This window comes from Halomarina rubra, from assembly GCF_023699475.1.
Classification (GTDB): domain Archaea; phylum Halobacteriota; class Halobacteria; order Halobacteriales; family Haloarculaceae; genus Halomarina; species Halomarina rubra.
This window is the reverse complement of the sequence record NZ_JALXFV010000005.1, coordinates 430,203-455,141: the sequence shown is the minus strand read 5'-3', so window position 1 is coordinate 455,141 and position 24,939 is coordinate 430,203. Positions and strand designations below refer to the sequence as shown.

At 67.1% G+C, this 24,939-nt stretch carries 24 protein-coding genes; 10 read left to right on the top strand and 14 right to left on the bottom strand.

The window, feature by feature from the left end; genetic code table 11:
• Nucleotides 1–83: 83 nt before the first annotated feature.
• The gene (locus M1L36_RS12070) at nt 84–497 is read left to right on the top strand and encodes a cupin domain-containing protein (protein ID WP_250873983.1); all 414 of its coding nucleotides are present in this window, start codon (nt 84–86) and stop codon (nt 495–497) included.
• A 24-nt stretch (nt 498–521) separates the two neighbouring features.
• Here M1L36_RS12070 and M1L36_RS12065 read toward each other — a convergent pair whose 3' ends face one another.
• Together M1L36_RS12065 and M1L36_RS12060 are read right to left on the bottom strand one after the other, a co-directional pair.
• Nucleotides 522–1,301, bottom strand: a complete 780-nt coding sequence (locus M1L36_RS12065; protein ID WP_250873982.1) for a sulfite exporter TauE/SafE family protein — start codon at nt 1,299–1,301, stop codon at nt 522–524.
• 4 nt (nt 1,302–1,305) lie between these two features.
• Nucleotides 1,306–2,580, bottom strand: a complete 1,275-nt coding sequence (locus tag M1L36_RS12060; RefSeq protein WP_305794466.1) for an Nramp family divalent metal transporter — start codon at nt 2,578–2,580, stop codon at nt 1,306–1,308.
• Between the two features lie 262 nt (nt 2,581–2,842).
• Here M1L36_RS12060 and M1L36_RS12055 point away from each other — a divergent pair, with 262 nt between their 5' ends.
• Entirely contained in the window at nt 2,843–4,948 is a 2,106-nt protein-coding gene (locus M1L36_RS12055) for a prolyl oligopeptidase family serine peptidase (protein ID WP_250873980.1), read from the top strand.
• A 61-nt stretch (nt 4,949–5,009) separates the two neighbouring features.
• Here M1L36_RS12055 and M1L36_RS12050 read toward each other — a convergent pair whose 3' ends face one another.
• On the bottom strand, nt 5,010–5,369 hold the full coding sequence (locus tag M1L36_RS12050; RefSeq protein ID WP_250873979.1) for a HalOD1 output domain-containing protein: 360 nt from the start codon (nt 5,367–5,369) through the stop codon (nt 5,010–5,012).
• A gap of 296 nt (nt 5,370–5,665) precedes the next feature.
• Between M1L36_RS12050 and M1L36_RS12045 the strand changes: the two genes are divergently transcribed.
• Nucleotides 5,666–7,702 carry a DEAD/DEAH box helicase gene (locus M1L36_RS12045; RefSeq protein WP_250873978.1) on the top strand — a complete coding sequence of 679 codons (2,037 nt, stop codon included), beginning with the start codon at nt 5,666–5,668 and terminating at the stop codon, nt 7,700–7,702.
• Nucleotides 7,703–7,738: 36 nt separating this feature from the next.
• Here the strand turns inward: M1L36_RS12045 and M1L36_RS12040 are convergent, their stop codons facing one another.
• Together M1L36_RS12040 and M1L36_RS12035 are read right to left on the bottom strand one after the other, a co-directional pair.
• Nucleotides 7,739–7,990, bottom strand: a complete 252-nt coding sequence (locus tag M1L36_RS12040; RefSeq protein WP_250873977.1) for a hypothetical protein — start codon at nt 7,988–7,990, stop codon at nt 7,739–7,741.
• A complete protein-coding gene (locus M1L36_RS12035) occupies nt 7,990–8,235 on the bottom strand; it encodes a DUF8593 domain-containing protein (protein ID WP_250873976.1) in 246 nt (81 codons plus the stop codon). Before M1L36_RS12035 ends, M1L36_RS12040 begins: the two co-directional genes overlap by 1 nt.
• Before the next feature lie 123 nt (nt 8,236–8,358).
• Between M1L36_RS12035 and M1L36_RS12030 the strand changes: the two genes are divergently transcribed.
• Complete coding sequence (locus M1L36_RS12030) at nt 8,359–9,237, top strand: hypothetical protein (RefSeq protein WP_250873975.1); 879 nt, start codon at nt 8,359–8,361, stop codon at nt 9,235–9,237.
• Nucleotides 9,238–9,427: 190 nt separating this feature from the next.
• On the opposite strand, the gene M1L36_RS12025 is transcribed toward M1L36_RS12030, so the two are convergent.
• The 4 genes from M1L36_RS12025 to M1L36_RS12010 form a co-directional block, all read right to left on the bottom strand.
• Nucleotides 9,428–10,420 (bottom strand): radical SAM protein, encoded by a 993-nt coding sequence (locus M1L36_RS12025; RefSeq protein ID WP_250873974.1) that lies wholly within the window; start codon nt 10,418–10,420, stop codon nt 9,428–9,430.
• Between the two features lie 83 nt (nt 10,421–10,503).
• Nucleotides 10,504–11,157 (bottom strand): hypothetical protein, encoded by a 654-nt coding sequence (locus M1L36_RS12020; RefSeq protein WP_250873973.1) that lies wholly within the window; start codon nt 11,155–11,157, stop codon nt 10,504–10,506.
• A gap of 79 nt (nt 11,158–11,236) precedes the next feature.
• Nucleotides 11,237–12,352, bottom strand: a complete 1,116-nt coding sequence (locus tag M1L36_RS12015; RefSeq protein WP_250873972.1) for an AI-2E family transporter — start codon at nt 12,350–12,352, stop codon at nt 11,237–11,239.
• 171 nt (nt 12,353–12,523) lie between these two features.
• Nucleotides 12,524–13,120, bottom strand: coding sequence for a YbhB/YbcL family Raf kinase inhibitor-like protein (locus tag M1L36_RS12010; protein ID WP_250873971.1), 597 nt, complete (start codon nt 13,118–13,120; stop codon nt 12,524–12,526).
• 91 nt (nt 13,121–13,211) lie between these two features.
• Between M1L36_RS12010 and M1L36_RS12005 the strand changes: the two genes are divergently transcribed.
• Both M1L36_RS12005 and M1L36_RS12000 read left to right on the top strand, forming a co-directional pair.
• Nucleotides 13,212–13,895, top strand: coding sequence for a DUF6517 family protein (locus M1L36_RS12005; protein WP_250873970.1), 684 nt, complete (start codon nt 13,212–13,214; stop codon nt 13,893–13,895).
• Nucleotides 13,896–13,960: 65 nt separating this feature from the next.
• The gene (locus M1L36_RS12000; RefSeq protein WP_250873969.1) at nt 13,961–15,046 is read left to right on the top strand and encodes a DUF373 family protein; all 1,086 of its coding nucleotides are present in this window, start codon (nt 13,961–13,963) and stop codon (nt 15,044–15,046) included.
• A gap of 114 nt (nt 15,047–15,160) precedes the next feature.
• Here the strand turns inward: M1L36_RS12000 and M1L36_RS11995 are convergent, their stop codons facing one another.
• The gene (locus M1L36_RS11995) at nt 15,161–15,775 is read right to left on the bottom strand and encodes a hypothetical protein (protein ID WP_250873968.1); all 615 of its coding nucleotides are present in this window, start codon (nt 15,773–15,775) and stop codon (nt 15,161–15,163) included.
• 175 nt (nt 15,776–15,950) lie between these two features.
• On the opposite strand from M1L36_RS11995, the gene M1L36_RS11990 reads away from it, so the two are divergent.
• Complete coding sequence (locus M1L36_RS11990) at nt 15,951–16,295, top strand: hypothetical protein (RefSeq protein ID WP_250873967.1); 345 nt, start codon at nt 15,951–15,953, stop codon at nt 16,293–16,295.
• 3 nt (nt 16,296–16,298) lie between these two features.
• On the opposite strand, the gene M1L36_RS11985 is transcribed toward M1L36_RS11990, so the two are convergent.
• The 3 genes from M1L36_RS11985 to M1L36_RS11975 all read right to left on the bottom strand — a co-directional run bounded on the left by M1L36_RS11985 (nt 16,299) and on the right by M1L36_RS11975 (nt 21,064).
• Complete coding sequence (locus M1L36_RS11985) at nt 16,299–17,981, bottom strand: hydantoinase B/oxoprolinase family protein (RefSeq protein WP_250873966.1); 1,683 nt, start codon at nt 17,979–17,981, stop codon at nt 16,299–16,301.
• Nucleotides 17,981–20,017 (bottom strand): hydantoinase/oxoprolinase family protein, encoded by a 2,037-nt coding sequence (locus tag M1L36_RS11980; RefSeq protein ID WP_250873965.1) that lies wholly within the window; start codon nt 20,015–20,017, stop codon nt 17,981–17,983. Before M1L36_RS11980 ends, M1L36_RS11985 begins: the two co-directional genes overlap by 1 nt.
• Nucleotides 20,018–20,122: 105 nt before the next feature.
• Nucleotides 20,123–21,064 (bottom strand): branched-chain amino acid transaminase, encoded by a 942-nt coding sequence (locus M1L36_RS11975; protein WP_250873964.1) that lies wholly within the window; start codon nt 21,062–21,064, stop codon nt 20,123–20,125.
• Between the two features lie 278 nt (nt 21,065–21,342).
• Here M1L36_RS11975 and M1L36_RS11970 point away from each other — a divergent pair, with 278 nt between their 5' ends.
• The 3 genes from M1L36_RS11970 to M1L36_RS11960 are packed head-to-tail and all read left to right on the top strand — an operon-like array spanning nt 21,343 to nt 24,003.
• Complete coding sequence (locus M1L36_RS11970; RefSeq protein ID WP_250873963.1) at nt 21,343–21,861, top strand: hypothetical protein; 519 nt, start codon at nt 21,343–21,345, stop codon at nt 21,859–21,861.
• Nucleotides 21,848–23,563, top strand: a complete 1,716-nt coding sequence (locus M1L36_RS11965; protein WP_250873962.1) for an SbcC/MukB-like Walker B domain-containing protein — start codon at nt 21,848–21,850, stop codon at nt 23,561–23,563. Before M1L36_RS11970 ends, M1L36_RS11965 begins: the two co-directional genes overlap by 14 nt.
• Nucleotides 23,560–24,003: a hypothetical protein gene (locus tag M1L36_RS11960; RefSeq protein ID WP_250873961.1), complete on the top strand. Its 444-nt coding sequence runs from the start codon at nt 23,560–23,562 to the stop codon at nt 24,001–24,003. Before M1L36_RS11965 ends, M1L36_RS11960 begins: the two co-directional genes overlap by 4 nt.
• A gap of 277 nt (nt 24,004–24,280) precedes the next feature.
• Here the strand turns inward: M1L36_RS11960 and M1L36_RS11955 are convergent, their stop codons facing one another.
• Nucleotides 24,281–24,682, bottom strand: a complete 402-nt coding sequence (locus M1L36_RS11955; RefSeq protein ID WP_250873960.1) for a CopG family ribbon-helix-helix protein — start codon at nt 24,680–24,682, stop codon at nt 24,281–24,283.
• Nucleotides 24,683–24,939 lie beyond the last annotated feature (257 nt).

Here is a 24,939-nt window from a genome sequence, read left to right as displayed (position 1 = left end):
CCCGTCGGCAGGTCCCCCGCGCGCCGCGGTGACCCGCCTCCGCCGAGGCGTAGCGTTTTGTCCGTCGCCGGCTAGCCTCGCCCATGAGCGACACCGACGCGAACGCCGACACCGACCAGGAGACCACCGCGCCGCGCCCGCTCGTCCGCCGGGCCGAGCACGTCGACTACGAGGAGGTGGGCGCGGCCGACGGGATGTCGAAGGGCGTCCTCGTCGGCCCCGACGACGGCGCGCCGAACCTCGCTATCCGTCGGTTCACGCTCGCCCCCGGCGCGGAGGTGCCCCCGCACACCAACGCCGTCGAGCACGAGCAGTACGTCCTCGACGGGGAGTACACGGTGGGCCTGGGCGAGGAGGAACACGTCGTCCGCGAGGGCGACTCGCTGTTCATCCCCGCGGGCGTCGTCCACTGGTACCGCAACGAGGGGAGCGAGGAGGGGGCGTTCATCTGTGCCGTGCCGACCGGTGACGACACCATCGAACTCGTCGAGGAGTGAGGCCGGCCGCCGGGCGCGACGCCCTCAGAACAGTACGATGGCGGGGCCGAGACCGACCATCATCCCGGCGAGCACGCGGGTCAGCCGTTCGGAGTCGACCGACTGCGCGACGTACCAGCCGGCGACCACGCCGAGCAGTTCCGGGACGCCGACGACGAGCGCGAGCGGCCACGACACCGCTCCCTGCGTGACGTAGCCGACCGTCGTGAACAGCGCGATGAACACCGACTGGACCTGCGCGATGCCGACCGCGAGCAGCAACGGCATCCCGACGACGACGAGCAGCGGCACCGCCAGCACGGGACCGCCGACGCCGAGCAGTCCGCCCGAGACGCCGACGAACCCGCCGATTACGCCGACGAGCACGAGTCCGGGCGTCGTGGCGTCCTCGCCGGCCGGTCGGGTCCCGACTCCTCGTCGGGTCCGGTAGAACACGAGCACGCCCGTCACGAGGACGAGCGCGCCGAGCAACACGCCGAAGGCGGCCTCCGAGACGACCGCGTTGAGTCGCACCCCCAGCAACGCGCCGAGCAGTCCCGTGACGCTCAACACCGCCGCCGCCTCCCGACCGCCGTCGCTCCCGAGTTCGCCCGAGCGGTAGTAGCTCAGCGACCCGAGCAGGCCGGTCGCGACGAACGTCGCGCTGACGGTCCCGACGACCGTCGCCGACGGCAGGTCCGTCAGCGCGTACAGCGCGACGGTGAGGAAGATGCCGCCGGGTCCGACGGCCGTGATGCCGACGCCGGCCACCGCGGCGACGACGACCAGCACGACCAACATCTCGACGGGGACCCCGGCGACCATCGGCTCAGAAACCGCCCGAGAAGATGGCGTCGAACACGGCCTGTCCCCCGGTCCACGCCGAGTAGACCGCCAGCAGGATGAGGAGGCTGTTGACGACGTTCAGTTTCCAGCCGTTGGTCCGGTCGCCCATCGTCTCGCTATCGTTGACCGCCCAGAACAACAAGAGGGCGGTGACCGGCAGTCCGACGACGCCGTTGTACGCCGGGAAGAGGACGATCATGTCGACGACGCTCAGCTGGAGCACCTGCTGGACGAGCGGCGAGAGACAGCCCAGACCAACGCCACCGACGTAGATGGCGGTGAACAGCCGAGAGTTGCCGTCGAACCGCTCGCCCATCGCGTCGGGAATCATGTACGCCGGTGCCCACATGATGGGGACGATGCTGTTGAACGCGGCGGCGACCGTCCCGACGAGGAACAGCGTCATCGCCCAGTCGCCGAGGACGGCCGACAGCGCCCGACCGGGTGTCAGGAACGTGTCGAGTTGCGTGTACCCCGCCGGGCGGAGGACCGCCGCCGCCACGATGAGAATCGCGACGGTGGTGAGCCCCCCGATGAAGTAGCCGATGGAGAGGTCGCGGCGCATGATGGGGACGTCGGCGGCCGAGTTCCAGCCCTTCTGCGCGACCAGCTTCGACTCGAGGAAGAAGTTCGGCCAGAGCGCCGTCGTCCCGAGGATGCTGACCGCCAGCGCCATCGACCCGGCCTCACTGACGCCGGGGACGAACCCCGAGACGACCGCCCCGACGTCGGGGCTGCTCCCGCTCAGGACGACGAGGTACGCGATGAGGAGGCCGAACATCATCGTGACCATCACCCGCTCGACGAAGTCGTAGCTGAGGATGCCGATGACCATCGCCAGCAGGCCGGTCGCCACCGCGAACGGCTGCCAGCCGATGCTCTGGAGGCCGAACAGGACGACGATACCCTGGCCGACGGCGGCGGTCAACGCGAGCGCCCACGCGACACACCCCACCGACAGCAACACCATGAGCGCCGTCGCGCCCGGTGCGCCTATCTTCTCCCGAGTGAACGACGCCAGCGAGTCACCGAAGATGCCGAGTCGTGCACTCATGTCCTGTGCCATGAAGCCGAGCAACACCGCACCGGCGGCCGCCCACAACAGCCCGTAGCCGAACTGCACGCCCGCGGAACTGGCGATGAACACCGAGCCAGACCCGAAGTAGCTGGCCACCATCACGAACGCCAGCCCGTACTGGTCGAAGAACCGTCTAATCGAAAAACCCCGTACGACACTCGAAACTGTTCTCGAACTCATTGGATGTGTTGAACCGTGCGAGCGTCGCCACTGGCCGTCGTTCTCGTCGCCAGGTCGACCTCGCTGCCACCGAAGTAGCACACTCACGACTCGCGGAACACGAAAGAGCGTTGTGCCTGTCTCGGCCGTCGGCTTGCCGGTGGCAGTCCGACGGCCCGAACCACGGGCAGGAGCGGCCGTCGAGCGACCATCGCTCGTGCGCCGTGGCACCGTCCGCCACCGTACCACCCGGGTTTATCAGTGGATTCCGCCTCGTGTGGGTATGTCACAGCCCCCCGAGACGCCCCGTGAACCGGTCACGGAGACCCTCCACGGTCACGCGGTCGAGGACCCGTACCGCTGGCTGGAAGCCGACGGCGACGACGAGCGCGTCGCCGAGTGGCTGGCCGCCCAGGACGAGTACACCGACTCCCACCTCCACACTGACACCCGCGAGGCGTTGCGCCCGCGTATCGAACCGCTCGCCGCGGTGGCGAGCTACCACCCCGTCGTCGTCCGCGAAGAGCGGTTCTTCCAGCGCGTCGAGGCCGCCAGCGAGGACCACGCCGCGCTCTACACGGGCGACCTCGTCGACCTCCGGGCGGGTGCGGTCGACTACGACGACCGCGACCCGCTGGTCGACCCCAACGAGTGGGACGGCGCGCGCTCGCTCGTCTGGTACGTCCCCTCGCCCGACGGCGAGCGAATCGCCTACGGGCTCACCGAGGGCGGCGACGAGCAGTACGACGTGGTCGTCGTCGACACCGACGGCGCGGAACTCGACCGACTCGACGACGTCGGCCGGTGTGGCCCCCAGTCGTTCGCCTGGACTCCTGACGGCGACGGGTTCTACCACATGGCGACGGGGAGTGCCGCAGACGGTGGCCAACTGGAGAAGACCGTCCACTACCACGAACTCGGCGCGGACGCCTCGACGCTGCTCGCGACCGAGACCGACCCCCACGTCTGGCCGGGTCTCGCGACCGACCGCGAGACCGGGACGCTCTGCTGTCTGCGCTCGGAGATGTCCGGCGGGACCGAGGTGTACGTCCTCCCCGACGACCCCGGGGCGTACGAGACCGGCGACGCCATCGCGGACGTGTTCCGGCCCGTCCTCGTCGACTCCGAGGCGGAGTTCGTCCCGACGTTCCACGACGGGACGGTGCTGTTCGAGACGGACTTCGACGCGCCGAACCGTCGCGTGCTGGCGTGCTCGCTCGACGCCGTCCGTGCGGGCGACCTCGCTCCCGACGACCTGACCGAGGTCGTCCCCGAACGCGACGCGCCACTGGAGGGGTTCGCCGTCGCCGGCGACCGTCTCGTCGTCCACCACCACCACGAGGCGCACTCGCAGGTGCGGCACTACCCGCTCGTCGACGCCGTCGAGACGGGCGTCGCGGACGCGGCCGGCCAGTCGCTCTCGTTGCCGGAGTACAGCACCGTCGGGGCGCTGTCGGGCAACCGCGACGTCGCCGAGGTGTTCTCCGTCGTCCAGTCGTTCGACCACCCGCCGACGGTGCGCCACACCGACCTCACCGCTGCTGGCGACGAGGCCACGACCGACCTCGCCGGCGTCGACGTGGCGGTCCCCGACGACCTCGTGGTCCGCCAGGAGTGGGTCGACTCGACCGACGGGGCGCGGGTCCCGCTGTTCGTCTGTCACCGCGGGGGCATCGACCGCGACGGCGACAACCCCGCCATCCTCTACGGCTACGGCGGCTTCCGAATCAGCGTCACGCCGTCGTTCGGCCGGTTCCGCGGACCGTTCCTCGACGACGGCGGCGTCTTCGCCTTCGTCTGTGCGCGCGGCGGCTACGAGTTCGGCGAGTCCTGGCACGAAGCGGGGATGCTCGCGGAGAAACAGCACACGTTCGACGACTTCCTCGCGGCGGCAGTCCACCTCCAGGAGACGGGCTACACCGCCCCCGAGCGTCTCGCGGTGATGGGCGGGTCGAACGGCGGCCTCTCGGTCGGGGCGGTCCTCACACAACGCCCGGACCTGTTCGGCGCGGCGCTGTCGGCGGTGCCGCTGCTCGACATGCTTCGATTCCACCGGTTCCTGCTCGGCGAGTCCTGGACCACCGAGTACGGCCACCCCGAGGACGAAGCGGCGTTCGGCTACCTCAGCGAGTACTCGCCGTACCACAACGTCGAGGCCCGCCCGTACCCGCCGACGCTGTTCACCACGGCGGCCGGTGACACTCGCGTCCACCCGACCCACGCCCGGAAGATGGCCGCCCGGATGCAGGCGGAGGCGGAGGGCGGCCCGTTCTTACTCCGCGAGCGCACCGACACCGGCCACGGCGTCGGCAAGCCCACCTCGATGGTCGTCGAGGAACAGCTCGACACGTGGACGTTCCTCTACGACGCGCTCGACGTCGAGCCGTGAGGTGCGCGTCGCCGAGTGGCGTCCCCGGCCGCCGCTCGCGGTCGGTTCTCGGGTGCCCCGTTCACGGTCGGTCGCCGACCCCGGTCGGTTCGTACACCGTGACCCAGCCCTCGCTGCTGACCGTCACGAGGTAGTCGGTGTACCGGAACTCGACGATGCCGACCGTCTCGCGCGAGTGTTGGCCCGCTCCGAACAGCGTCTGCTCCAGTGCGGAGACGTCGACACAGTCGTACAGCGGCGGCAGGGCCATCTCGCTCGGCGGTCGGTCGCTCGCCGCCGCGACGGCGAACGTGATGGCCGTCGTCAGTTCCTCGTCCAGGTCCGGGTCGTAGAAGCGCCGAGCGACCCGCATCCAGTCCGCGCCCGCGTCGGGGGTCAGGTCGTCGCTGGACGACCGCCCCCCGTCGTCGCTCGTCGTCATCCGCCGTCCACCGTCCACCGATAGGCGTCTCTCGACGCCCGGAACCGCTCCGGTCGCCGGAAACAAGCCGTCTCGCGTCGAACACCGTCCACTCTGCTGTCTCGTGCTGGTCCCCCCATGAACCGAAGCGAGCGGCAGTCGGGATAAGCGTTGTTCGAGCCTCAACCTGCGCTGAGATACAGCACCGGGGCTAATTGTTCCGGGGATGGATGTCTCGGTGACACGCCACACGTTCGGGCCGCCGGTGTCGTCATCCGGGCGAGTCAAGTAGCTCGACGAACTACTCCGGGCCAGACGTGTCCCAGCAGGTCGCACAGGTCGATACGCTGTTCCTCCACGAGCGAAAGGACGACTACACCGTCGCGGTTCGCGCGGACGGCCAGCGCGCGCTCCACGGCGTCCTCGAACTGAAAGACACCGCTGCGGGCCCGCGACCGGCCCGGCTTCGGGTGAAACGCGACACCGACGAGGACCTCCGTTCGCCCGACCAGTTCGTCGAACTCGCCCGCCGCGCCGAGCGCATCCGCATCTCCGAGCAGACCGCCCCCGAGAAACGCGACCGCCTCCGCGAGATGCTCTCGGGCTACCAGTTGGAGGCGAAGGTCGTCCGGACGTGTCGGTACTGTGCGAACGCGGGTCGCTACTCGCCGCTGACCAGCGATACCGCCATCCGCGCCGACGACGAACACATCTGTCCCTCGTGTGCCAAGCGGGAACTCGAACGGGAGATGAACTACCGGAACCTCCAGGCGGGGGCGCGCGACCGCCTCGAAGACCTCCTGCTGGAGGTCCAGGACCTCGAACGCATCGCCAACCTCCTGAAAGGTCGCCTCGACCCCGACCTCACGAAGTTCGACGAGATCTCCTCGACCGTCGAGGACGTCGACCCCGTCCCGACCTCCTCGCTCGACGTCCACCCGAACCTCAAGTCCCTCATCACCGACCAGTTCGACACCCTCCTGCCGGTCCAGAGCCTCTCGGTCGAGAACGACCTGCTGGAGGGTCAGGACCAGCTCGTCGTCAGCGCGACGGCGACCGGGAAGACGCTCGTCGGCGAACTCACCGGTCTCGACCGCGTGTTGAAGGGCGAGGGGAAGATGCTCTTCCTCGTCCCCCTCGTCGCCCTCGCCAACCAGAAACACGAGCAGTTCGAGGAGAAGTACGGCCACCTCGCGAACGTCACCATCCGCGTCGGGGCCTCTCGGATTCGGGACGACGGCAATCGCTTCGACCCGAACGCCGACGTCATCGTCGGCACCTACGAGGGCATCGACCACGCGCTGCGGACGGGCAAGGACCTCGGCGACATCGGCACCGTCGTCATCGACGAGGTCCACACCCTCGGCGAGGAGGAACGCGGTCACCGCCTCGACGGTCTCATCTCGCGGCTGAAGGAGTACACCAGAGTCAACGACGACGACACGCAGTGGGTGTACCTCTCGGCGACCGTCGGCAACCCCAAACAGCTCGCACGCGGGCTCCGTGCCCGCCTCGTCGAGTTCGAAGAGCGGCCGGTACCCATCGAACGCCACGTCACGTTCGCCGAGTCGCGCGAGAAACTCGACATCGAGAACAAACTCGTCAAACGGGCATTCGACGAGAAGTCCTCGAAGGGGTATCGCGGCCAGACCATCATCTTCACCAACTCCCGGCGGCGCTGTCACGAAATCTCCAGAAAGCTCAGCTACGACAGCGCGCCGTACCACGCCGGGTTGGACTACGGCCGCCGGAAGAAGGTCGAACGGATGTTCGCGAACCAGGACCTCTCGGCGGTCGTCACCACCGCAGCGCTCGCCGCGGGGGTCGACTTCCCGGCCTCGCAGGTCATCTTCGACTCGCTAGCGATGGGTATCGAGTGGCTCTCGGTCCAGGAGTTCCACCAGATGCTCGGCCGTGCCGGCCGGCCGGACTTCCACGACAAAGGGACGGTGTACGTCCTCGTCGAACCCGACGGCGTCTACCACAACTCCATGGAGATGAGCGAGGACGAGGTGGCGTTCAAACTCCTCAAAGGCGAGATGGAGTCGGTCGCCACGCCCTACGACGAGGGCGCGGCCGTCGAGGAGACGCTCGCCAACATCGTCGTCGCCGGCGCGGGCGCGAAGCGACTCAACGAGCGGATGATCGGACAGGTGCCGACGAAACACGCGCTCGGTCGCCTGCTGGAGTACGACTTCATCGACGGGGCGACGGCGACGCCGCTCGGCCACGTCGTCTGTCGGCACTTCCTCTCGCCGAAACGCGCGTTCGTGATGCTCGAAGGCATCCGGTCGGGCGACGACCCGTACGACATCGTCGGCGACCTGGAACTGCTGGAGAACGAGCGTCGCTGACCGGCGGACTCGCCCACGCGCCGGTCGACGACGGTCTCAGCCGAGTTTCGACTTCGCTTTCTCGACGAGGTCGCTCGCCCGCGATTCGAGTTCGTCGACCGACCGTTCGACGTGGTACACCCGGCCCCGTGGAATGCGGGTGACCGTCCCCTCGTCGTCCTCGCCGCTCGGTTCGACGACGACCCAGTGGTCGTCGACGAACGCGAGGCGTTCGTTGTCCACCTCGATGCGCTCGACGCCGTCGGGGGTCTCGTAGACCACCCGCGCGGTGCCGACGTCCGCCTCCATCAGAGTTCGCGCAGGTGGACCTCGTCGTCGGTGATCTGGCTGACCGACGCCTCCTGGAGCGGGTAGGTGTCCTCGTCGCGGTCACCCCACCCGAGTTTCGACATGACGGTGTCGGTGATGCCGGGGTCCGGGTCGACGTGTGCAGTCCCGTGTTCGACTGCCACGATTCGGCCGACCTCCTCGCCGTTCGGCCCGATGACCTTCTTCCCCTCGTCGTCGTCGCCGATGTCAGTTCTGGTCGACATTGCGTCCGACTGAAGACGACCGATGTGTTTCGCCGCGAGGCCTGCACTGGACAGGTGTTCATGTGGGGGGCGGACTCTCACGCCGAACGACACCGATTAGCACACCCGTCGCCCAGCCGTCGTATGCACCGGGCGGTCGTGGCGGTGGTCGCGTGTCTCCTCGTCCTCGCAGGCTGTGGCACCGACGGGGTCGGCGAGCGAGGCGGCCTCGGCACCCCCGCAGCGCCGGTGACGCCCGCTCCCGTCCCCGGGGACCGGCCAGCGCCGGCGGACACGGAGGCGACCGAGGAGGTCGCCCCCGGCGTGACGAACGCTGGCGTGGTCGACTCGGGTCGGCTCGTCGCCGCCCACGTCGAGCACGTTCGCGGCCGCTCGGTCGCGACGACGCGCCGGACGGTCGTCTACGGCGTCGACGGTCGGGTGCGGTCGTCGGCTCAGACCCGAGCGTTCGTCGGCGCGGACCGTCGGCGCGCGTTCGTCGACCATCGGGTCGCCGGTCCGCCCGCCGGGTTCGGGATGGACGACGAGCGCGTCCAGCAGTACGTCGCCGGCGAGACGGTGTTCGCGCGCACCGTCTCGAACGGCACCGAACGGTTCGCCAGCAGCGCGCGCGACCCCTACGCGACCACTGGGTCGGCGCTCGTCTCGAACATCTCGACGGGGCCGTCGCTCGCCACGGCGTTCGCGGCGTTCGTGTTCGACGTCGCCCCGCACGCCGGCGCGTGGGCCGAGTCGCGCTACCGTCTCCGGTCGACGACCGACCCGGAGCGAGGGGCGCTCGCCGGCCTCGCCGACGAACGCGCCCAGGACGTCTCGTTCATGGCGACGGTGACCGACGAGGGACTGGTGACCTGGTGGCGGATGGCGTACACCACCGACCGCGACGGCGAGACCGTCCGGGTCGTCCGGACGGTGTCGTTCGACGGCGTCGGGACTACGACCGTCGAGCGACCGGGGTGGGTCGACGACGCGCGCCGGAAGACGGCACGCGCCGCTCTGTGAGAACCCCACAAGCGAGCGCCGGGACGACGTCCCGCTGGCTGCCGAAACCGAAGGGTCCGGTGACGAACCTTCTGGGTGTCCGTGCGACGAGAAGCGTCGCACGATGGGACGAAAACCGCCGGAGACTCACTCGCTGTCGCTCGTTCGCCCCGGTGAACGACTCGGTGTGCGGTGCACGCTTCGCGGACGCCTACGCCAGCGGCGTGCGTTCGACGACCGTCCCGTCGTAGGTCGGGTACTGCTCGACGATCTCGCCCTTCTCGGCGTCGCCGTCCTGGACCATCTCCTCGAGCAGCCACCACGCCAACTCGACGTGGCTCTCCTTGACGACGTAGAACTCCTCGGGGACGCCCATCGCCTCCAACTCGGCCTCGGTGAGCCACGTCTTGCCGTAGACGAGCGTGCCGTCGTCGGTCACCTCGTCGAACTCCCGACGGATGTTCCGGGCCATCCGCTTCAATCGCGAGCGGTGCTGGGCGGCGTCTTTGAACACGCTCGTACAGAAGTACACCTTCGGGTGGTCGCCCATCTCCTCTAAGACGCCGTGGGAGCCCTCGACGGCGCTCATGTGACCCTCGCGGAGTTCGAACCCCTCCTGTTGCATCCGCTCGTAGTTCCCGTCGGACATCTCGAACTCGTTGACGTTACAGAAGTCGGCCGCGCCCTCGTCGAGGAAGTCGAGGAACTCCGTCTCGCCGCGGATACCCGGTATCTCGAAGGCGGGGGTGAGCCCCTCCTCGCGGGCGATGTAGAGGATGTCCTCCCACTCGGTGCCGTGGAGGTCACCCCACTGCTCGTAGGGCGGGTGGAAGCGAATCTCGTCGAGGCCGGCCTCCGAGAGACGGCGCATGTTCTCGCGGCCGCCCGTGATGCCCGTGTAGAGGTGGGTGTGGTGGTCCTCGCCGAACTCGTCTTTCAGCAGGCGCAGATAGCGACAGGTCTTCTCCATCGCCTCCTGGGGTTCGCCGCCGGTGATGGAGGTGCCAAGCGCGCTCATGCGCTTGGCCTCGGTGATGATCTCCTCGTCGTTCTCGATGGGTCGCTCGTTGGCGTAGGTCTGGGTGACGTTCTTGCGGTTCTCACCCAGCGGGCAGTAGAAACAGTCGCGCTGGTCGCAGTAGCCGTAGACGAACAGTACCATCTTGCCGCCTTTCGCGCACTGTTCACAGCCCTTGGACAGCATTCTGTTCTCGAATGCGAGTCCGAGCGGGAAAAACCGTGCGTTCCAGGGGGCGGTGTGGGTGAGTGTATCGTGCGCCCGTCGGTTCAGACCGCCAGACAGGCCCCCTCGGTGGCTAGCCAGCCCCTGTTCTCGGGGCTGAACACGAAGCGAACTCGGGTGACGACGTGTGAGGAGTCACACCTGTGCGCGTTGACCGCGACGACGCGCGGGTCGTCGCCGGTCGTCCGGACGACGGCGAACGCCGTCCGCGGTCCCGCGTCGGAGCCGTCGAGGCGGGTGCTGGTGTTCGACCGCGGCGGCAGGTCGAACACGCGGGGTTCGTCCGGGCGCGGCGGGGTGACGAGAGACGTCGAGCCGTCGACGACGGCCGCCAACTGCGCGGCGACCGACCGGTCGGCGGCCAGTTCCCGTCGGACCGTCCCGTTCGTGCCCACTACGTCGACCGCCGAGAGCGGTCGGTCGAGGAGGTAGACGCGCACCTCGTAGGACGTGTTCTGCGTGTTGTCGACCGAGAGCGTGGTCTCGATGTCGGGCATCGCGGTGTCGCGCTCGGCACCGCTCGTCGTGGTGGTGGTCTCGCTGACCGGCCGCGCGGTGGCCGTCGCCGTGGTCGTCGCGGGGCGGTCGTCGGTCGGGACCACCGCGGGTGTCGGCGTGTCGACGGTCGGTGTGGTCCCGCCACAGCCGGCGAGGACGACGAGCAGGACGAGGAGGACGAACGGGGAGGGCGGTCGCATACGCTCGTACTCGACGTCTCCGAGAGATTATCGTTCCGTTGTCTCGGTGGAGCCGACCGCGCTCACTGTCGGTGCCCGCTCACCCCTCGTCGCTCGTCCCGCCGGTCCCGGTCCGAGGACTCGACCCGAGCCCCTCTGCAGCAGTGACGTGAGGGGTGATACGCTCGTCGTGTATCAGTTCGGTGAACACGATACGGACGAACTGGACCATGAGGACCATCAACAGCGGTCCGAGGAACAGCCCGTACCAGCCGAACAGCGTCGTCCCGAGGATGTACGCGAACACGGTGAGGCCGACGTGGATGGTCCGGCCGGCGACGTACGGTTGGACGAACGTCTGCGGGACGAGGTCCAACACCAGCAACGACACCACGAAGAACCCGGCTGGGTAGACGAGCGAGCCACCGCCCTGCGTGGCCACCCAGACGAGGTAGGCCGTAATCGGGACGTACACCAGCTTGCCGACGACGAGCGGGACGAAACTGGCGACGCCGGTGAGCAACGCCAGCGCCGTCGGGAACGGAATCGTCAGCCCGGCGGGTGCGACGACGTTGAACCCGTTGTAGACGACCACCGAGAGGATGCCGATGGCGAGTGCCGTCAGCGTGTTCCCGAGGTAGACCGACTCGAGGTCGCGGTCGACCGCCGAGAGGTAGCCGTAGACGGCCGACCGCGTCCCGCCGACCGACGAACGGAACCACCCGGCGAGGCGGTGGTCGTCGCGCAACAGGAAGAAGACGAACGCGAGCGCGAGGAACAGTCGGACGAGGACGGACGACAGGACCGCGAAGGCCGCTCCCCCGATACGGAGCGCCCCTTGTTCGCGGAGCGTCGAGAGCAGCCGCTGGGGGTCGCTCAGGAGCGACGAGACGTCGACGTACGGCTGGAGGAGGCTCCTCACCTGCTCCGTCGACACCGCCCCGAGTTCGAGTGCGACACGGACGGCGAGGTACCCGACCAGAGCGACGAGCGGGAGCGCGACCAGTAACAGCGTCGCCGTCGCGGCGAGTCCGTGTGAGTCCACCCGTCGCTCGACGCGCCTGTCGACCGGCCGCACCGCGTAGTAGACGAACAGCCCGAAGACGAGCGCCCCGAGAAACGGGCGGACGGCGACGAACAGGATTCCGGCGAGGACGACACCGAGGAGCCACCACGCCAGTCGTGACTGGTCGACGTCGGAGGCGACTCCCTTCATCGGCGGCGACGCTCGCTGGAGCGCCGAGCGGACGGTACGGCCGCTTCGTCGTCACGAGGTCGGTGCCGAGACATACCGACTGTGCGTCAGGGTCGCGGAAAACGGTGGGGCTTGTCCCTGATACCCCGGTTCCGGAGCGTGTCACGGCGGTGGCCCGTTCCGGTGGGCCGACTACTCCTCTCCACCGCCGTAGGTGCCGGTGAGCGATGACTCGCCGACGACGCGCCCCGAGAGCGCCTCGCGGACGGCGCTCGGGGCCGCGCCCGGTTCGACGCCGAGGGACTGTTCGGTCCCGGCCATCCGGATACGGTAGACGTGCTCCTCGCCCTCGGGTGGGTTCGGCCCCGCGTAGCCGACGTCGCCGGTGTAGTTCTGGCCCTGGGAGACGGTCGGCGGTTCGCCCTCGCCGTCGACCTCCGTGAGCCGCACCTGTGGTTCCTTGCGGACGTCCTCGGGAATCGACTCGATGCCGACCGGGACGTCCCACATCGTCCAGTGGACGTCGCCGGTGTCGGCGTCCTCCATCACGACCGTGAGGTGCTGGATGGACGCGGCCGTCCCGACGACGATGAGCTCCGGCGAGACGTTCTCGCCGTCCTGCGTGTAGCGCGTCCGGAACCGATTGACGTCGATGGCGGGGACGTCGAAGGTGACCGTCGCCTCCGGCCCACCCGCGTTCGCGGCGCTCCCGCCGGCCTGCGTCTGCGTACACCCCGACAGCGCCGCGACCGTACCGCCCGTGGCCGCGAGGAAGGCCCGTCGCTTCATACGGGTCGTTCGACGCGACGACTCTTGAAGGGAGGCGGTCCCGGCCACCGGTAACCGCTGGACGTTTGCCGACCTGCGCCGTTCCGGAGGCATGGACGGACCACGTGACGACACCCGACGGCCGAGGGCGCTCGGGCGGCGACGACTGCTCGGCGGTGTCGCCACCGTCGGCGTCGGCGCGCTCTCGGGGTGTCTCGGTGTACTGACGGGCGACGAACCGGCCCGGTTCAGCGCCAGTGCGGCGACGGTCCCCGACGCGACGGTCGACGAGACGGGCTACGGTCACCAGCGAACCGAGGAGGTCCCCGTCACGCGAACGTACGAGGTCGGCGGGCAGTCTCGTGACGTCGAGGCGGTGAACGTCGTCGCGGAGTACGAACGGGCGGTCGAGATTCCGGTCGTCGGTCGGTTTCGGGCGGCATTGTTCGCCGTGCTGGCGACGCCACAGGTCGAGGTCCTCGGCCGGTCGTTCAACCCCGTCGGCGAGATGTCCACCGACGAACTGGTGGCGATGGTCCAGCAGCGCTACGACACCATCAGGGACCTCCGGAGAGAGAGCGAGCGGCGCGTGACCGTCCTCGGCGAGGAGACGCGCGCCACCCGCTACGCCGGGACCGCGCTGTTGCTGGCGGGCGAGGTCCGCGTCGACGTCTACCTCACCGTCACCGAAGCCGTCGCGGCGGACGGGGACTTCGTCCTCGGCGTCGCCGCCTACCCGCAGGTGCTCGACGACCGCGACGAGGTGACGGCGATGGTGCAGGCGGTGACGCACTGACCACCGGTCGGCCTGCTGGCAGCAACCCCGAAACTCATTACCACCGGACTGCCTATCGACTGGTGATGCTGTTGGTCCTCTGTGTCGACCTCGACGACGACCTCGGACGGAAGACCGGGTTCAAGACGCCGGTCGTCGGCCGGGACGCCGTCGAGGAGGCGGCGGTCGCGCTCGCGACGGCCGACCCCGAGGACTCCGACGTCAACGTGCTGTTCGAGGGCGTCCACCTCTACGACCAGTTCGACGGCGAGGAGCGGGAGGTGGCGGTCGTCACCGGGACGAACGGGTCGGACGTCGCCGCCAACCGGAAGGTGGGCGAGGAGGTCGACACCGTCCTCGCGCGGCTGACGACCGGCGAGGACGTCCAGGCGGTCGTCGTCACCGACGGCGCACAGGACGAGTCGGTCATCCCCGTCATCCGCTCGCGGGTCCCCATCGACGGGGTCCGCCGGGTCGTCGTCCGGCAGGCACAGGACCTCGAGTCGATGTACTACACCATCAAGCAGGTGCTCGACGACCCCGAGACGCGCGGAACCATCCTCGTCCCGCTGGGTATCCTGTTGCTCATCTACCCGCTGTTCGTCGTCGCCGAGTACTTCCAGTTGCCCGGCGTCACCTTCGGCGTCGTCTCGGGACTGCTGGGGCTGTACCTGCTGTTCCGCGGGTTCGGCGTCGAGCGCCTCGTCGACCGCGTCGTCGACCGGGCGCGCTCGGGGCTGTACGCCGGGCGAGTCACCCTCGTGACGTACATCGTCGCCGCGGCGCTGCTGTTCATCGGCGGTGCCGGCGGCGTCGAGGAGTTGGAGGCGCTGCGCTCGGCGAGCGGCGACGTCGGCGTCCTCGAGGGCGGGGCCGCGCTCGTCAACGGCGCTGTGCTGTGGGTCACCGCCGCCGGCGTCGTCGCCAGTCTCGGGCGTATCACCGACGAGTACCTCCACGAGCGGTTCAAGTGGCGCTACTGCAACGCGCCGTTCTACGTGCTCGCAATCGCGGCCGTCCTGGAGGGCGTCAGCGCCTACTTCCTCGCCGAACAGGGCGCGCCGTACCTCGCGGGGGCGCTCACCGTCGGAACGCTCCTCGGCGTCGCGAGCACGCTCGTGTTCGCCGTCGCGGAGGCCCGCCTCTCCCGGGTGTCGGAGACGACGGTCTGACGGGGCCGCTACCGAGGGTGGCGTGGCGGCGGTCTCGCCGGGCGACGATCGACCGTCTCCTCTCGAGGTCGTCCGTCCGAATCGGAGAGTCACCGAACTTCGCGTCCGTGAGCGCTAACTCCCGGCGGCCACACCGTGTTCGTGGCGTGTCGAGTCCGTGGCGAGGAGGTACCCCATCGCGAGCAACGAGGCGGCGAGGAGTTCGACGAACGGGAACCCGGTCGGGAGGACTCCTCCCGTCAGGCCGTCGGCGTAGGGCAGCGCCCACGTCCCCGCGAACACCAGCAGCGGGACCCCGGTGAACCGGACAGGTCCGGGTTTCCGGAGGTACGCCAGTCCGAACAGCCCGACACCCGCTACGTACGGCAACAGACTCAGAAACGCGAGATTCGGCACGTCGGGGAGTGGCCCGACCTGAAGGCTGAGGAGACCACTCACGAAGAGCACGGGCGTGAGTACCATCAGCGCGCCACCGGCGACGGCTACTCGCGGCGTGTCGTCGGCGAGACGGTAGTAGAGACCGAGCAGTGCGACGAACGCGAGTGCGAATCCGACCGTGGCGAGCGAGAGAACAGCCCCGGCCCATCCCGGCAGGAGCGCCGGAACCGAGAGGTCGACGAACCTTCGGAGGGTCCTGCCCGCGACGTCGGGCACCAGCAGCCCTCCCGCGACCAGCAGGAGCACTCCCGTCTGTTCTTCGAGTAACTCTCTAACTTCTGAACGAATCATCGACGACCGCCTCTCAAGTGTGGCTAAATTTAAACGTTGCTCACGGTGGCTCGTCACGGCGTCTCCGCCAGCGACCCCGTGGCAGGGGCGGGGTCGCTGGCCACTACTCGCGACGGCTCCATCGATCGGCACGCCCGCACCAACGCCTTTGTTCGCGGTCGGTGAACACGTCGCCATGTCGCTCGACACCAGCGAGGAGGCGTGGCGAACCGCCGCCGACGCGTCGACCCACCGCGATGAGGCCCGACAGTTCCTCCGCGACCACGCGGGGGTCGCCTACCACGACCGGGAACTCGCCGACGCCGTGATGGGAACGGCGTGGGCCGAGCGCGGTCACGGCGACGTGACGACCACCGACGCGCTCCGCGACCTCGTCGACACGCAGTTCCTCCACGACCAACTGGACGAACTCGTCAGAGAGGGCCACGTCGAGGCGCGCAACGTCCCGACCGCCCGCCTCGGCGACGAACCGTATCCGGCCGACTGGGACCACGTCACCTTCTACACGACGACCGAGTGAGGGCTACGACCCGTCTCGGTCGCTCGACTCGGCCTCGCGCTCGTGGGCGTCGGTCGCGTCGCCGCCGACGCCGTTCGCCCGGTCGCGCTCGCGGGCGGCGTCGCTCCGACGACGCGGGTCTCCGTAGCCGCCCCCGCCCGGCGTCCGGACGACGACGGTCGTCCCGGCGGGGACGTCCCGCGTCACCTTCGCGGGCAGTCGTTCCGTCTCGCCGTCGGGGTCGACGAGCAGGTTCTCGCCGGTCGCGCCCGACTCGCCGCCGGCCCGGCCCCGCGGCGCGTGACGACGCCGCTCGGTCAGTAGCGAGACGGTCGCCGGCACCGTCACCCGGACGGCACGTTCGAGGCCGAGTCCGCCCCGGAACTCGCCGTCACCGCCGCTTTCGGGGCGGAACCCGTAGCGTTCGACGCGCAGCGGGTAGGCCAGTTCCAGCGCCTCGACGGGCGTGTTGAGCGTGTTCGTCATCCCGACCTGGACGCCGTCCATCCCGTCGCGGTCGGCGCGCGCGCCGAACCCGCCGCCGACGGTCTCGTAGTAGGCGAACGAACCGTCCCGGCCGCCGACGGTGAGGTTGTTCATCGTCCCCTGGCCCTGTGCGGGGACGCGTTCGGGCACGGCCCCGGCGAGCGCCTCGAACACCACGTCGGCGACGCGCTGGCTGGTCTCGACGTTCCCGCCCACGACGGCCGCGGGTGGGTTCGGGTCGAGCAGACTCCCACCGGGAATCCGGACGTCGACGGGGTCGTAACAGCCCTGGTTGGGCGGTACCTCGGGGTCGGTGACACACCGGACGGCGAAGTACACCGCACTCTCGGCGACCGCCCGCGGCGCGTTGCAGTTGCCCGCGACCTGCGCTGCCGTCCCCGCGAAGTCGACGACGAGCGAGTCGCCCTCGACGGTCACCGAGACGGTGATAGGGACGTCCGCGTCGGTCCGGCCGTCACCCTCCAGGACGTCCCGGGCCTCGAAGGTGCCGTCGGGGAGGTCAGCGAGCGCGCTCCGCGTTCGCTCTCGGGAGTAGTCGACGACGGCGTCGAACGCCTCGACGAGTCCGTCGGGGCCCCGTTCGTCGGCGAGTTCGCGTAGTCGCTCGGCTCCACGTTCGTTCGCGGCCACCTGCGCCCGGAGGTCCGCGCGGCGCTCGTCGGGGTCGCGGACGTTCGCCAGCAGGAGGTCGAACACGTCGTCGACGCGTTCGCTCCCACGCTGGAGTCGGACGGGTGGGAGACGCAGGCCCTCCTCGTAGATGGCCTCGGCTCCGGCGGGCATGCTTCCGGGCGTCGCCCCGCCCACGTCGGCGTGGTGTGCACGCGAGACGGCGTAGCCGAGGACGTCGGCTTCGGTGTCGCTGCCGTGGTCGTCCTCGTCCCCGGCCGCGATGGGCGAGACCATCGTCACGTCCGGGAGGTGGGTGCCGCCCGCGAACGGGTCGTTGAGCACCCAGACGTCGCCGGGACGGGGGTCCTTCGCGAGCACCGCGTCGACGGCGGCGGGCATCGCCCCGAGGTGGACCGGGATGTGCTCGGCCTGCGCGACGAGGCGACCGTCCGCGTCGAACAGCGCCGTCGAGCAGTCCCGCCGCTCCTTGATGTTCGGCGAGTACGCCCCGCGAATCAGCACGCGGCCCATCTCCTCGGCGACGCCTTCGAGGCGGTTCCGCAGCACTTCGAGGGTGACGGGGTCCATCAGCGGACCCCTCCGCTCTCCTCGGAGCTGTCGCTGGCATCGCCGGCCACTCCCCGGTCGAGGACGAGCGTGCCGTCCGCCCGCACCGTCGCCGTCCACGCCGGGGGCACGACGACGGTGCTCTCGGCCTGCTCGCAGACGGCCGGCCCAGCGACCGTCCCGTCGACGGGGAGTCGCTCGCGGTCGTAGACGGCCGTCTCGTGGGCCTCGCCGTCGAACCACGCTTCGCGGCTCCTGACTCGCGCGTCGGCGACGCTCGCCCCACCCTCGTAGCCGACGGCGACCGGGTCGCGTTCGGCGACGCCCTCGGCGCGGAGCGTCACGAGGTCGACCGGGTCGTCGAGGCGGTAGCCGGCGGTCCGCTCGTGTGCCGCGTCGAACCGTTCGCGGGCGGTGTCGGCGTCGAACGGGCGCGGGAGGTCGACCGTGAGTTCGAAGCTCTGGCCCGCGTAGCGACAGTCCGCGGCGAACGAGACGGCCAGTTCGTCGAGGTCGGCGCTCTCCTCGCGGACCGTCTCGGCGAGTTCGTCGAGCGTCGCCTCGACGCTCGCGGGGTCGGCGTCGGTCAGCCGCCGCGGTGCGGTCCGGGCGGCGTCGTGGCGCTCGTCGGCGACGAGCAACCCGTACGCCGAGAGGACGCCACACGCCGTCGGCACCAGCACGCGTTCGATACCGAGTTCGTCGGCCAGCGCGGCGGCGCACATCGGCCCCGCGCCGCCGAAGCCGACCAGCGAGAACTCGCGGGGGTCGTCGCCGCGTTCGACCGTCACGGCCCGAACCGCCCGCGTCATCGTCGCCGTCACGACCCGAAGGACGCCCTGTGCGGCCGCGAGCGGGCCGTCCAGTCCCGCCTCGTCGGCGAGGTCGGCGAGGACGGACTCGGCGGCGTCGGCGTCCAGCGTCAGTTCGCCGCCCAGCGCGGCGTCCGCCCCGAGGTAGCCCAGTGCGAGCGTCGCGTCGGTGACGGTGGCGTCGGTACCGCCGTTGCCGTAGCAGGCGGGTCCGGGCGTCGCGCCCGCGGACCGCGGGCCGACGCGGAGCGCACCGCCAGCGTCGACCCACGCGACGGAGCCACCGCCCGCGCCGACGGTCGTCACGTCGACCATCGGAACGCGGATGGGGCGCTCGCCGACCGCGCCCTCGGTGGTGCGCTCGACCGTCCCGTCGCGGACGAGACCGACGTCGCTGGAGGTGCCACCCATGTCGAACGTGACGACGTCGCCGTCGTCGGTCGCGTCCGCGCCGACGACGCCCGCCGCCGGTCCCGACAGCGCGGTCGTCACCGCCCGTCGGCGGACCGCCCGCACGTCCGCGACGCCGCCGTTCGACTGCATCACCCGCGGGGCGGGCAGGCCGCGGTCGAGCGCCGCCGATTCGAGTCGCGAGAGGTACGCGTCGATGGCCGGCGTGACGGCGGCGTTCGCCACCGTCGTCGCGGTGCGCTCGTACTCGCGGAACTCCGCGAGCACCTCGTGGGAGACCGAGACGGGCACGTCGAGGCGTTCGCGCAGGCCCGCGGCGACCCGACGTTCGTTCTCGGGGTGGGCGTACGCGTGGAGGAGACAGACCGCGACGCTCTCGGCGCGACAGTCGCGCAGTTCGGCGGCGACGCGGTCGACCGCCTCGTCGGTGACCGCGCGTTCGACGCCGTCGGGCGTCGTCCGCTCGTCGACCTCGAAGCGCCTGTTTCGGGGGACGAGCGGGTCGGGGAGGGTCGCGTCGAGGTCGTACAGCGACGGGCGATTCTGACGGCGAATCTCCAGCACGTCGCGGAAGCCCGCCGTCGTGACGAGCGCCGTTCGCGCGCCGCGGCCTTCGAGGAGCGCGTTCGTCGAGACGGTCATCGCGTGGTCGAACGCGTCGACATCGCCGGGGTCGACGCTGGCCTCCGCACAGGCCTTCTCGATGCCCGCGAGGACGCCCTCGCTCTGGTCGGGCGTGGAGGGCACCTTCGCCGTCGTCAGGCCGTCGGCCGTGTGGAGCACCACGTCCGTGAACGTCCCGCCGACGTCCACGCCGAGTCGCGGCCTGCTCACGGTCGAGCCTCCAGCGTGTCGTGTGTCGTCATTGGCCGTCGCTACCGGGCGTGGGTCGAAAGAGATGGCGGATGTGTCGGCGGCGACGGTGGGTCGTGACCGGCCCTACTGCTCGTCGATGTACGTGAACCACTCGTCGTGGTCGTCCGTGCGGCGCTCGACGAGGTCGAAGAACGCCTTCTGGAGCTCCTCGGTGACGGGACCGCGCCCGCCCTCGCCGACGGTGACGTTGCCGACGCTCTTGATGGGTGTGACTTCCGCGGCCGACCCCGTGAAGAACAGTTCGTCGGCGGTGTGGAGTTCGCCACGCGAGACGACGGCCTCGTCGTGGACGGTGTAGCCGCGCTCGCGGGCCAACTGGATGACGGTGTCGCGGGTGATGCCGTCGAGGATGGACTGGGCCAGCCCGGGCGTGTAAATCTCGCCGTCGCGGACGACGAAGATGTTCTCGCCGGGGCCTTCAGCGACGTTGCCCTCCTTGTTGAGGACGATGGCCTCGCGGAACCCGTTGCGGCGGGCCTCCTCGCCGGCGAGGAGGCTGTTGACGTACAGCCCCGTCGTCTTGGCGTTCGTCGGAATCTGGCTGGAGGCGTGTTTGCGCCACGAGGAGACCATCACCTCGATGCCGTTCTCCAGGGCGTCCTCGCCGAGGTACGCGCCCCAGGGCCAGCAAGCGATCATCGTCTTCGTCGGGCAGTCACCCGGCGAGACGCCCAGCGAGTTGTAGCCGTAGTAGACGAGCGGGCGGATGTAACACGACTCGAGGTCCTGTCGGCGGATGAGGTCGAGCGTCGCCTCGGTCAGCTCCTCGCGGTCGTGGGCGATCTCCATGTCGTACGGCTTCGCCGAGGCGTACAGGCGGTCGAGGTGTTCCTCCCACCGGAAGATGGCGGGGCCGCGTTCGGTGTCGTAACAGCGCACGCCCTCGAAGACGCCGGTTCCGTAGTGGAGTCCGTGGGTGAGCACGTGGACCTGTGCGTCCTCCCAGTCGACGAACTCGCCATCCATCCAGATGGTGCTGATATTGTCCATGTCAGAGAATGCCATACGTATTTTACCTGTATTGTAGTCGCATCGGTTGTCTATTATGCGTTCCTAATCGGCGAATGGTATGGATAAGTTCGGAATCCACACCGTCTGGTTGACGGTTATTTGCCGCAACCATAAATCGCGGGGCCATATGCCTGAGTGTTGTCAAACAGTGCAAGCATACTGTCAGTCACTATACGCCAGTGCCTTCCTGAATACTAGTTGCCGCGGCGAAATTCTAATTTTGGCGAATGATTTATGGCTGGTCATATCTGAGCGACAATTAGTACTGCCAGATGAGCTTCCAAGACAGGATTGAAAGTGGGGGAGTAGGTGCAATAATGCTCTACTTCTGTGCTGTGGGGCTTTTGATCAGTGCAGGCTATTCAGACACTGGTTGGGTCACTTTCACTATTGCCGCATTCCCAGTTCTCCTGTTGATGCTCTTTGTGGATGTTTTCAGTAGCCGTTTGAACGACTACTGGGCTGGTGGTAATCTTAAGCAATCGACGAGACGACTTTCGAGATTCGGAGAACCCGATGATTTGTACTTCTCTGCTCCTCCAGAGGTGCAGGAGCAGATTGACTACGTTGATGACCTATCGTACGGCAAAAACGTGTCTATACTGTCGGGGTTGCTCGTTGCGGTGAGCGCACCAGTAGTCGGGTTCCTCCACCTGGACTGGGTTGGTTTCGTAGCGGCAATCCCTGTGTGTGCCGTTGCTGTCGCGTTCAGCCGCTGGGCGATACAAGGTCTGAATCAACAGGCGCTGAAAAAGCCGAAAATTTACGAAGCACATTATGAAAATCAGTAGAATCCATGCGAGTAACTTCGGTATCGATGAATTCCCGACCATAGAAGAAGAGAGCGTTGAGGGAGATGATCTCCTAATCTTCGGTGGAAATCGGTCTGGTAAATCCTTGAGCTTCAATGCACTCTTGTACGGCTTATACGGTGCAGACGCAACTTATGGGATTTCACCCGGTCGCAATAGTGATGTCAAAATTCACTTTGACGATGGGTCTGCGATCGACCGGTCTGGTAGTCCCCACGAGTTCCGTAATGAGGGCGAAGTCTACGTTGCTAAAAACGGTGTCCGGAGATTCGTTGGGCGGCAAGAACTAGTCTCACTTCAGTTCCTTCACTCAGAAGTCGGCGAACAGCCATTATCTGTATATGATGGAGATGAGCTGGTTCAGCACATCCGTCGGGCGCTCAATTCGGAACTTCAGCAAGAGATCGAACGACACCGCTTGGCGTCCACTCATCTCAAAAATGCTGTTGAGATGGCTCGACGAGGAGAGAAGGGGACGAGTCTACGCGAACTCAACGAGGAATACAACGGACTCGGATTAGAGTCAAAACGGTCCCGTCTGGAGAAAGTCAAACACCTTGAATCTCTAATTGAGTCCGGCAAGGTTGAGTCAATCATTGAGCGACTCCAACGCGAAGATGAAATCTCATCAAGAATTGAAGACCTCTACGACGAAAAACGCCACATTGAACAGCAACTTCGCAAGCTCCAGCGTCAACTAAGAGAAGAAAAACGGTACACAGACAAGATCAACGACATCATCATTGATGCCATCAGCGAGTTCGCTTGTCCAGTCTGTGACCGACTCGTTGAGGAAAGCACTGCAAAGCACCGACTCAAAAGAGGACAGTGTCCTCAATGTGGGCGTCCTCGTTCACTTTCTGATTTGAAGGAGGATATTGGCGAGAGGGTGGAGTCTGCGGACGGTCGAATCGAATCTCTTGAGGACGAAATTGAGGAACTTGAAAGCCGTGAGGAAGAAATCGAAGAAGAGATCTCTTCCCTCAAGGAGCAAGAACCGGACCTCTCTGAATTGAATAGTCTGGTCAGGACTGCGATTAAGGAGGCTGACTACAACATCAACACTCTCATCTCCAATACCGACGATTACTTGACTCAGTATCAGGAGTCGGTTGAGGAATTAGAGAACAGAAAGGCCGAGCTTGAGGAAGAAATTAGCACCAAGGAAGACACCATTGAGGTGTTGTCTGATTCTCAGGAGCATGCAAACGAGCTGGCTGAGAAACTTTCTGAGCAAAGCTTCGACGAGGTCATCGACACGTTCCGTGAGAGGTGGTCAGATAACTACTCCAGTATGGCTCCTGAACTTGGTACTGAAATCAGATTAACTACGCAAGGGGACATCCGTATCCCTGGTACGGACTCGGAAGGGCCACGAGATTATAGCCGAGTCAGTGGTGGGGAGAAGCGGTTGATGAACTTGTCTTTCGTGTTCACACTGGCGCAGTTCGCTCAACAAGGAGACACCGAACATAGTTTTGAAACACTGGTGATGGACGAGCCACTGACCAATCTTGAAGACGACGTTCAGGAGAGCGCGTTGGAATTCTTGATTGGGTCGAGTGTTCAGGTTATCATGACTACTCCCGCAGAACGGTTGAAAGAGCCGTTCACAGTGAACCAGATTGTCTCTCTGGACCGAATTGAACTTGAACAAATGAAACTCGATGCGTTCGCATGACTGACGAAGACAAATCGCACCATCCTCGATTGATGGTTCTGCATGAATCTGGAGGGCATATCGAAGGCCGAGCCAAATTCCACAAACTCCTGTATAAGTACAGGGGCGAGGAAGATGGCCGTTCATCAATTGAACAAATTCGAGAGGAGAGAGGCCCGTTCGACCCGGGCCTATCTAAAGCGATGCAACGCTACGTCGATCTCGGTATCGTCGAGGTGGATGAATCCGACGAGCCGCACAAAATCGGTGAAACCGAGAAAGGGGAACGCTACATGAGTGGCTTTGAGCGCACGAAGTCGAGACTCGACTCTAAATTCGCTCGTACGAAGGAGTTTGTCGCCGATGTGGTCGATAAGCATGGTGGCAGAAGTGCGCGTGATATAGTCCAAGACGAAGACGTGCAAGAGGACAAAGACAACCCATACGGCAAGGAATTGTAGCAGATTCAGCTACTGCTTACTGGCTTTCAGAGTTTCTATTGGACAAAGACTCAGAGTCATCGCTTGATTGTTTAATTATCGAATTCTAACCTCAGAAAATGACAACATTGGGTTTTGAGGCCGATTTTAATTAATTGCTAAACTCTAAACGTCATCATCTTCAGACACAGATGGTGTCGACGTCCATGTCGGCAAATCCCATACCTGACCCTCCGCACCGGGCCTCTTGAGTGTTGGCGATTCTTGCCTGCCGCCCGTCAGGAGACGTGTCGACGGCTCAGGACTCCACGCCGCCGTCACTCAGCGAGAGTGTCTTCACGCGCCCGACTGCATCGAAGTCGCGCAACTCGTAGACGAGTTCTCTGACGCGTTCGGCGTCGCCGCGACAGAAGACGGTCTCCAGACACCACTCGCCCTGGTGGGCGTGGCTGGTCGACTGGATGACGTCCTGGTAGTCGTGTTGCACGTCGTGGAGGTCGCCGATGACCTCGTGGTGGGCGTAGTCGAACGCGAGCACCGCCGTCACCTCGCCGGTGAGCGACTCGAGGCGGGCGTGGGCCTCGGTGTACTCCTTGACCGCCTCGCGGACGGCCCGCGAGCGCGAGTCGATGGCCTCGGCCTGCCACACCGCGTCGAACGCCGCGAGGTCCTCCTCGGGGAGGTTGACCGTGGTTCGCATGGCTCCGAGTCGGACCGCTCCGGGCAAAGCAGTGGTGGGTCCCGCGTCGGCCGTGTGAGAATCGTGTGCCACCGAGCGAGGGCGAAGCGGCGGCCGCCCCAACCGCCTCCGACTCCGTCCGCCGTCGACGGCCGTCGCATACCGGGTCGTCGAACCACCACCCGGTGCCGTACGGGAACGCACTCCACCTGTCTCGGGGGTGTGTACGGCGGGTGGTGGCGGACCGAACTACGGGCTCCGCTGTCGTGAGTGTGTAG